This is a genomic window from uncultured Caballeronia sp. (assembly GCF_964243625.1).
In the GTDB taxonomy this organism is placed as follows: domain Bacteria; phylum Pseudomonadota; class Gammaproteobacteria; order Burkholderiales; family Burkholderiaceae; genus Caballeronia.
Map to the genome: position 1 here is coordinate 1 of NZ_CAXTGZ010000138.1, position 7,798 is coordinate 7,798.

General features: G+C 59.6%; 5 protein-coding genes and 1 pseudogene (1 of these 6 cut by a window edge). 4 read left to right on the forward strand and 2 right to left on the reverse strand.

What is annotated here, in order from left to right; translation table 11 throughout:
- A partial coding sequence (locus ACFFAR_RS11935; protein ID WP_375507925.1) for a citrate synthase occupies positions 1–1,021 on the forward strand: 1,021 nt, incomplete at its 5' end.
- A 217-nt stretch (positions 1,022–1,238) separates the two neighbouring features.
- Here the strand turns inward: ACFFAR_RS11935 and ACFFAR_RS11940 are convergent.
- Together ACFFAR_RS11940 and ACFFAR_RS11945 are read right to left on the reverse strand one after the other, a co-directional pair.
- Positions 1,239–2,705 (reverse strand): sodium:solute symporter, encoded by a 1,467-nt coding sequence (locus ACFFAR_RS11940; protein WP_075357516.1) that lies wholly within the window; start codon positions 2,703–2,705, stop codon positions 1,239–1,241.
- On the reverse strand, positions 2,702–2,917 hold the full coding sequence (locus tag ACFFAR_RS11945; protein WP_174363552.1) for a DUF3311 domain-containing protein: 216 nt from the start codon (positions 2,915–2,917) through the stop codon (positions 2,702–2,704). Before ACFFAR_RS11945 ends, ACFFAR_RS11940 begins: the two co-directional genes overlap by 4 nt.
- An 812-nt stretch (positions 2,918–3,729) precedes the next feature.
- Between ACFFAR_RS11945 and xdhA the strand changes: the two genes are divergently transcribed.
- From xdhA to xdhC, 3 genes and pseudogenes are all read left to right on the forward strand, one after another.
- Positions 3,730–5,235: a xanthine dehydrogenase small subunit gene (gene xdhA, locus ACFFAR_RS11950; protein ID WP_174363551.1), complete on the forward strand. Its 1,506-nt coding sequence runs from the start codon at positions 3,730–3,732 to the stop codon at positions 5,233–5,235.
- Between the two features lie 26 nt (positions 5,236–5,261).
- Positions 5,262–7,640 (forward strand): xanthine dehydrogenase molybdopterin binding subunit, encoded by a 2,379-nt coding sequence (xdhB, locus tag ACFFAR_RS11955; RefSeq protein WP_075357518.1) that lies wholly within the window; start codon positions 5,262–5,264, stop codon positions 7,638–7,640.
- A gap of 13 nt (positions 7,641–7,653) precedes the next feature.
- A pseudogene (gene xdhC, locus ACFFAR_RS11960) lies at positions 7,654–7,798 on the forward strand (xanthine dehydrogenase accessory protein XdhC); it runs 407 nt beyond the window's last position.

A 7,798-nucleotide genomic window follows, 5' to 3' on the forward strand; every position in this document is an offset into this window, starting at 1 on the left:
GGCGAAGCGTAGCAACGGTCGAAGGAAAGTCGAGACGGTCGCCGCCCAAGCCATTGAGTGGGGTGACCCTGTGCTGCCGTCGGCCATATCCACGGTGATCGATGGACGACTCTGGTATCGCGGTCTGGACGCTGTTGCGCTTTCAGGAACGGCCTCGCTGGAAGACGTCGCCGCTTTGCTGTGGGACTGCCCGGAGGCGCCCCGTTTGCGACCCGCGACCAGGGGCGATCGTGTCATTCATGGCCGTGGCGGTTTCGGTGGCGCCTTGCGTGCGGGACTCATTGCGTTGTCGGAGCGAAGCGCAAACGACCTGCCGTCAATAGGCCGTGCGCTGCCCGTTCTCCGCGAAGAGGCGGCAAGCGTGCTCGTGACCTTAGCCCAGGCGATGCTTGGAAACGAAGAGTCAAGCGGCGACCGCCCGCTGAGCGAACATATCTCGACCTTATGGGCACGCAGGGACGCGGAGGACATGATTCGCCGTGCGCTTGTCCTGCTTGCAGACCATGAACTGAATGCATCCACGTTTGCCGCGCGCGTGACTATTTCGACGGGCGCTTCCCTGGCGGCAGGGATGCTTGCGGGGCTTGCGTCACTGACCGGTCCACTCCACGGGAGAGCGTCGCTGGCGCTCAATGCGCTGATCGCATCGACAGGGCGTCTTGGCGTTGAGCAAGCCGTACGCGAATGGCTGGCGCAGGGACGGACGTTACCGGGGTTCGGACACCCGCTTTATCCGGACGGCGACGTTCGGGCCGCCGCGTTGCTGGAGTTGTTGCCAACGCGTAAGGCTTATACGGAACTCCTGGGCTATGTGGCGCGTTCTGTTGGTGAAGCGCCTAATATCGACTTCGCGCTCGCCGTCATTGCCGAGACATTCGACTTGCCAGCCGAGGCGCCGTTTATCCTGTTCGCGCTTGGCCGGTGCGTCGGGTGGCTCGCACACGCGCTGGAGCAAGTGGAAGCGCATCGTCTGATCCGTCCGCGGGCACGTTATGTCGGCGTCGTGCCGGACGTTGGATAGATGCAGGTTGCGTATCCGACATCCGGCGATCGAGGAGACGGGATATGGTGACCGCAAGAGGTGCAGGGATCGCTATGGCGTCGCAGAATCAGCGCATAGCGTTATTCGGGAATCCTGCGCTCTGCCTGTCAGGTGCGATGACGTGGCTTGGGAAGGCGAATATCTGTTCCGATCAACCGCGTCAGCGCCACGTCTGGTCGTCAAGCAGCCCCGAGCGTTACGCGTGCTCTTGAGCAAGCGCTCGCGACTGCGTCAGACCGCTTACCAAACCGAACACCACGATATTCACGGCGAGTGCAAGTAACCCAATATTCGCATCCTTGATCGAATCGGGAAAAGAAGGGAACATCGTTCCGATGCTTAGATGCATCGTAGTGGTAACGACGACCACCGCCACCCCCGCCACGATTCCGCTCATCGCGCCATATTTTGTCGCTCGTGTCTGATGCATGAGACTTGCGATCAGCGCGGGAAACAGTTGAGTGACGAAGCTGTAGCCCATCAAAAGAAGTGACACGATCGTCGAGCCGCCTTGAAGTGTGAACCAGATCGCGACCAGGGCAACGACGGGGACCAACCATCTCGCGAGCTTGCCAACCTGCGTATCGGACGCCTGGCGATTTATTGCGCCGCGGTAAATATCATTTGCAAGAAGCGTTGAGGCGGACGTGAGAATCATGGAGCCGGGAACAAGCGCCGTCAGTACACCGGCGGCTCCGATCACGCCGACAACCCAAGGATCAAATGTCTGGATCGACAGCCGGAAAAGAGACAGGTCAATGTCACCGCCCGTCAGACCCGGAACCTTGAGTGTCGCTGCAAATCCGACGAAGAATACGAACAGAAGGATGAGCTGATAGATCGGCAGAATGATGGCATTGCGCCGGAAGGTCCTCTCCTCCCGAGCGGTAAAAACGGAACCGAAGGTGTGCGGCCACATGAAAAAACCGAGCGCCGTAAGCAGCACAGTGGATTGAAACCACGAAACGCTCGATCCTTTGGCGGGAAACGTGAGGAAGCCCGGTTTCGCAATGTCGATGGCGTGAAACATCGCGCCTATGCCGCCATAGAGGTGGTACGGAAGGTATATCCCGAGCACCAGTACTACGGTGAGGATCAGGATGTCCTTCACCACGGAATTCCATGCCGAACCCCGCACGCCGGAAAGAATCACATACGCGGTGACTACCAGAGCGCCGATCCAGACCGCAGTGGTCGAAGAGATCGCCCCATAAGACGCGGTGGCCACAATGATGCCCAACCCCTTGAGTTGCAGCACGAGATACGGAATGAGAGCAACGACGCCCACGACCGCGACAAGTACGCCGAGGGCCGGGCTGTCGTATTTGCGGGCGAAGTAGTGGGGCTGCGAGACAAGTCGATGCTGTTTCGCGTAACGCCAGATCGGTGGCAGCATCCAGTAAGAAAGAATATAGGCGAGCGTCCCGTAGGCGAGAATGTAGTAGACGGGTGCGCCCTTGCCGTACGCGAAGCCGCTCCCGCCGAGAAAAGTGAAGGTCGTGTAGATCTCACCTGCCATGAGCAGGAAAACAAACGCGGTGCCAAAACTGCGGCCTCCAACCGTCCATTGCTCGAGATCCATGTCGTGTCCGCGACGCGCGCGGACTCCGAGATAAAGCGCAAACAGGGTCGCCGCGGCAATGATGAATAATGCGCTGCTCATGACCGCACCTCGCCTGCGTGATCAATCGGCCCTCGGTTTGCCGGATCAAGGCGATAAATGATCCCCATGATGACCGCGCTCAATACGATCCAGATGACGATCCATGCGAGAACGAATGGCATGCCGAGAATCAGTGGCTCAACGTGGTTCGCGAATGGAACGCCTACCAGGATGCCGATAAACGGAAGTGCAGCCATGATTCGGAAAAGCATGATGGACGGCTCCTTGAGCAAGCGCGGCCGATGCCGGCGGGCACCGCAGCGTGGCTAACTGTATGCCTGCTTCATCCATGTCGTAAAGCTAATCAAAAATATGTAGGGCGATCGAAAGGCGGTAGTACGGTCGCTGGTAGAAGGTCAGGTGTCGGATTCAAAAGACGTATTTTCGACAACTGCTTTACGCGAATGACGCCGCGATGTTATGCCGCCCAAGTTTAAAAAACACCTGCCATGTTGCGTTGCGGCTAAATCGAAATGCCGAGATGCAGGCCAATCAGCAGAGCGGCATCCTCGTGCGATTGCAGGTGCATTCTTTCCAAAGCCACGCGCAGTCAACACATGTCATTTCGCACATAGACTTGTTGCTTTCCCAAGGTTGGTTGCGCGACCGGATCCCGATATGGTCTGGTTGCGCGGTCCGAAAGGCTGCGACGACCCACATCGATATGGGGGGACACGCATGACTTCCGCCAACGGATCGCCTCATGCCTGCACGCGAATGGCTGACGCGAAAATATCTGAAGCGTTGATGTCCGAACCCGAAGTCATGTTGCAGCGTTTTTCATGCACCGCTGGCGCCGACATAAGGAGATTCCCGGCGCGACCGAATACGGCCGTTATCGCGCTGGCAATATAACGCGCATTTCCCCGTGACTATGGGTTCTGCCTTTTGATGGTGGTACTTTTCGGAGCGTCACTGCGGCGCGGTTCAGACCGACTGGTAGAAGCCGTAGCAGCGATGCAGCGATAACGCTACAACGACCCCCAAAAAAAGCCGCAGCGCAAACCAACGCGAGCACAGAGACATGAGCCAGCCCATCCGCTTCTACCACCGCAACGCGATCCGCGAAGTCAGCGACGCGCCCGTCACCCAGACCGTGCTCCAGTATCTGCGCGAAGACGCGCGTTGCACGGGCACGAAAGAAGGCTGCGCCGAAGGCGATTGCGGTGCGTGCACGGTGGTACTGGGCGAGCCCGACGCCGCGGGCGGCCTCAAGTTCAAAGCTGTCAACGCGTGCATCCAGTTTCTGCCGACACTCGACGGTAAAGCGTTGTTCACCGTAGAAGATCTGCGTCAGCCGGACGGATCGCTGCATCCGGTGCAAGAAGCGATGGTCGAATGCCACGGCTCGCAGTGTGGCTTCTGCACGCCTGGTTTCGTGATGTCGATGTGGTCGCTATACGAAAAGCACGGTCACGAGCATTCATGCCCAAACAAATCCGTTCCGTCGCGCGCCGACATCTCTAACGCGTTAACGGGCAATTTGTGCCGTTGCACCGGCTACCGTCCCATCGTCGACGCGGCGGTGCGGATGTTTGAATTGCCTGCGCCAAAAGCGCCAGTGGATATCGCTGCAATCGCTCGTACCCTCGCAACGCTTGAACGCGAAGACACTTTTAGCTACCAACATGCGGGCCAACGTTTTGACGCGCCAAGCACCGTCGACGAACTCGCCCGCATCAAGGCTGCGCAACCGTCGACGCGAATCCTCGCTGGCAGCACCGACATCGGCCTGTGGGTCACGAAACTGATGCGCGATCTCGGCGACATTGTCTACGTCGGACGAATAGGCGCACTGCAGAAAATCGAAACGTCGGACAACTGGATTGAAATCGGCGCAGGAGTCTCGGTAGAACGCGCGTATGAAGAGCTCGCGAAGCACTATCCCGAGCTGACGGAAATGTGGAAGCGCTTCGCTTCGCTGCCGATTCGCAACGCCGGTACGCTCGGCGGCAACATTGCGAACGGTTCACCCATTGGCGACTCGATGCCCGGCCTGATCGCGCTGGGCGCGCATGTGATAGTTCGCGGAAACGACGTCGAGCGCGTCATGCCGCTTGAAGACCTGTACCTCGCGTATCAGAAGAAAGACATGGCGGAACACGAGTTCGTTCTCGGATTGAAAGTGCCGACGCGCACTGGGTCGCGCGCGAATCTGCAGTTTCGCACTTACAAGTTGTCGAAGCGATTCGACTCGGATATCTCAGCCGTTTGCGCGGCGCTTTCGTTTGTCGCCGACGGCAATATGATTCGCGATCCACGCATCGCGTTCGGCGGAATGGCTGCGACCCCAAAGCGCGCGACGCACGTCGAAGCGGTGCTGCGCGATGCTGAGTGGCACGAGGCCACTGCACAGGCAGCGATGGCCGCGCTCGCGAACGACTACGCGCCGTTGTCCGACATGCGCGCGTCGAGCGACTACCGGCTCGAAGCCGCGAAGAACACGTTGCATCGTTTCTGGCTCGAGACGCGACCGGACAATCCGTTGCCAAAAGCCGCGATCGACGTGCGCGCGGTCATTGCTTCCTGAACGTCAAGGACACGGAGAACAATAGAATGAACCAGCAAGCAGAACCGTTTCTGAGGGACATGAAGGAAGCACAGGACCTTCTCGAAGGAAACTTTACACAGGTCCACGTTTCCCGGCCGCACGAATCCGCGCATCTGCATGTCAGCGGCCGCGCAACCTACACTGATGACATTCCGGTGGTCGCCGGCACGCTGCACGCAGCGCTCGGATTGTCGGCAAAGGCGCATGCGAAGATCGTGTCGATGTCGTTCGATGCCGTGCGGGCGACGCCCGGCGTTGTCGCCGTCTTCACTGCCGACGACATCCCCGGCGCGAATGACGTCGGCCCGATCATTCATGGTGACGATCCGATCCTTGCCGATGGAGTCGTGCAATTCGTCGGCCAGCCCATGTTCATTGTCGTCGCGATGTCGCACGACATTGCCCGGCGCGCTGCACGCCGGGCGGAGGTCGTCTACGAGGAATTGCCGGCGATCCTCACGCCGCAACAGGCACGTGCGGCCGACTCCAGGGTGCTGCCCCCGATGAAACTCGCGCGTGGTGACGCCGCCGCGAAGATCGAGTGGGCCGCGCATCGCGAAACAGGCGAAATGTTGCTCGGCGGCCAGGAGCAGTTTTACCTGGAAGGTCAGATTTCGTACGCCGTGCCGAAGGACGACGACGGCATGCATGTATGGTGCTCGACACAGCATCCGTCGGAAATGCAACACATGGTCGCCCACATGCTCGACGTCGCGTCGCACAACGTGCTGGTCGAATGCAGGCGGATGGGTGGCGGTTTCGGCGGCAAGGAGTCGCAATCGGGCCTGTTCGCGTGCTGCGCGGCGCTTGCCGCATGGAAGCTCCAGTGCCCCGTGAAATTGAGGCCCGACCGGGATGACGACATGATGGTCACCGGCAAGCGTCACGATTTTCATTACACGTATGAAGTCGGTTATGACGACACCGGTTTGATCGACGGCGTGTCTGTTGACATGACGTCGCGTTGCGGTTTTTCAGCCGACCTTTCGGGCCCGGTAATGACGCGCGCGCTGTGTCACTTCGACAATGCGTACTGGCTTCCGCACGTGTCCATTGACGGCTTCTGCGGCAAGACGAACACGCAGTCGAATACTGCGTTTCGCGGCTTCGGCGGACCGCAGGGCGCGTTCGCGATCGAATATATCGTCGATAACGTCGCGCGCTCCTTGGGGCTGGATGCGCTCGATGTACGCCGCCGCAATCTATACGGAAAGACCGAGCACAACGTAACGCCATACGGTCAGGCGGTCGAAGACAATGTGATCCACGAACTGCTCGACGAGCTGGAAGCCACGAGCAACTACCGCGCGCGTCGCGAAGCCGTTCGGGAATTCAACGCGAACAATGACGTGCTTAAAAAGGGCCTCGCGTTGACGCCGGTGAAGTTCGGCATCGCGTTCAACGTAACTCACTTCAACCAGGCCGGCGCACTGGTGCACATCTATACCGACGGCTCGGTTCTCGTGAACCACGGCGGTACGGAAATGGGTCAAGGGCTTAACACGAAGGTTGCGCAGGTAGTCGCGCACGAGCTCGGCATACGTTTCAATCGTGTACGCGTTACGGCGACTGATACGAGCAAAGTTGCGAACACGTCGGCGACTGCGGCATCGACAGGAAGCGATCTGAACGGAAAAGCTGCGCAAGACGCCGCCCGGCAATTGCGCGAACGGCTGGCCGCGCTGGCCGCGGAGCACTATGGCAAAGGACAGGTCGACGCGCGCGATGTGCGTTTCGTCGACGACCGGATTGTAGTTGGCGACGCGGCGATCCCTTTCGACGAGGTGATCATGCAGGCTTACCGTGCGCGGGTGCAACTGTGGTCCGACGGCTTCTACAAGACGCCGAAGCTCTACTGGGACCAGACGAAAATGCAAGGCCGGCCGTTCTCCTACTACTCATATGGAGCCGCGGTCTCCGAAGTAGTGATCGATACGCTGACCGGCGAAATGCGCGTGCTGCGCGCCGATGCGTTGCACGATGTAGGCGCGTCGCTGAATCCCGCCCTGGATGTGGGACAGGTGGAGGGCGGGTTTATTCAGGGAATGGGCTGGCTCACGACCGAGGAATTGTGGTGGAACGCAAACGGCAAACTGATGACCCATGCACCGTCGACGTACAAGATCCCGACCGTCAATGATTGCCCGCCTGTGTTCGATGTCCGGTTGTTCAAGAACCGCAATGTGGAAGACAGCATCCACAGGTCGAAGGCTGTCGGCGAACCGCCTTTGCTGCTGCCGTTTTCGGTGTTCTTCGCGATCCGCGATGCGGTGGCGAGCGTCGGCAATTACACAGTGAACCCGCCGATGAACGCGCCCGCGACCAGCGAGGAAATCTTGAAAGCGGTGGGTGCCGTTCGCGCGGCAGTTGCTGCAGCGGGTTGATTGCAGGCTCGCTATGGAAATCATTCCGAGACCCGAGGTTATCAGCGCTCGCCGCGCGTGGCCGTCCGTACCACCGACCCATATCGTCCTGTTTGGCGCGGGGCACGTCGGTCATGCGCTTGTTACCTTGCTCGGAATGCTGCCTTGCGTGGTGCAAT

Coding starts and splice junctions, on each gene's coding strand:
- ACFFAR_RS11940 (WP_075357516.1), bottom strand. CDS start 2,705: ATGAGCAGCGCATTATTCATCATTGCCGCGGCGACCCTGTTTGCGCTT.
- ACFFAR_RS11945 (WP_174363552.1), bottom strand. CDS start 2,917: ATGCTTTTCCGAATCATGGCTGCACTTCCGTTTATCGGCATCCTGGTA.
- xdhA (WP_174363551.1), top strand. CDS start 3,730: ATGAGCCAGCCCATCCGCTTCTACCACCGCAACGCGATCCGCGAAGTC.
- xdhB (WP_075357518.1), top strand. CDS start 5,262: ATGAACCAGCAAGCAGAACCGTTTCTGAGGGACATGAAGGAAGCACAG.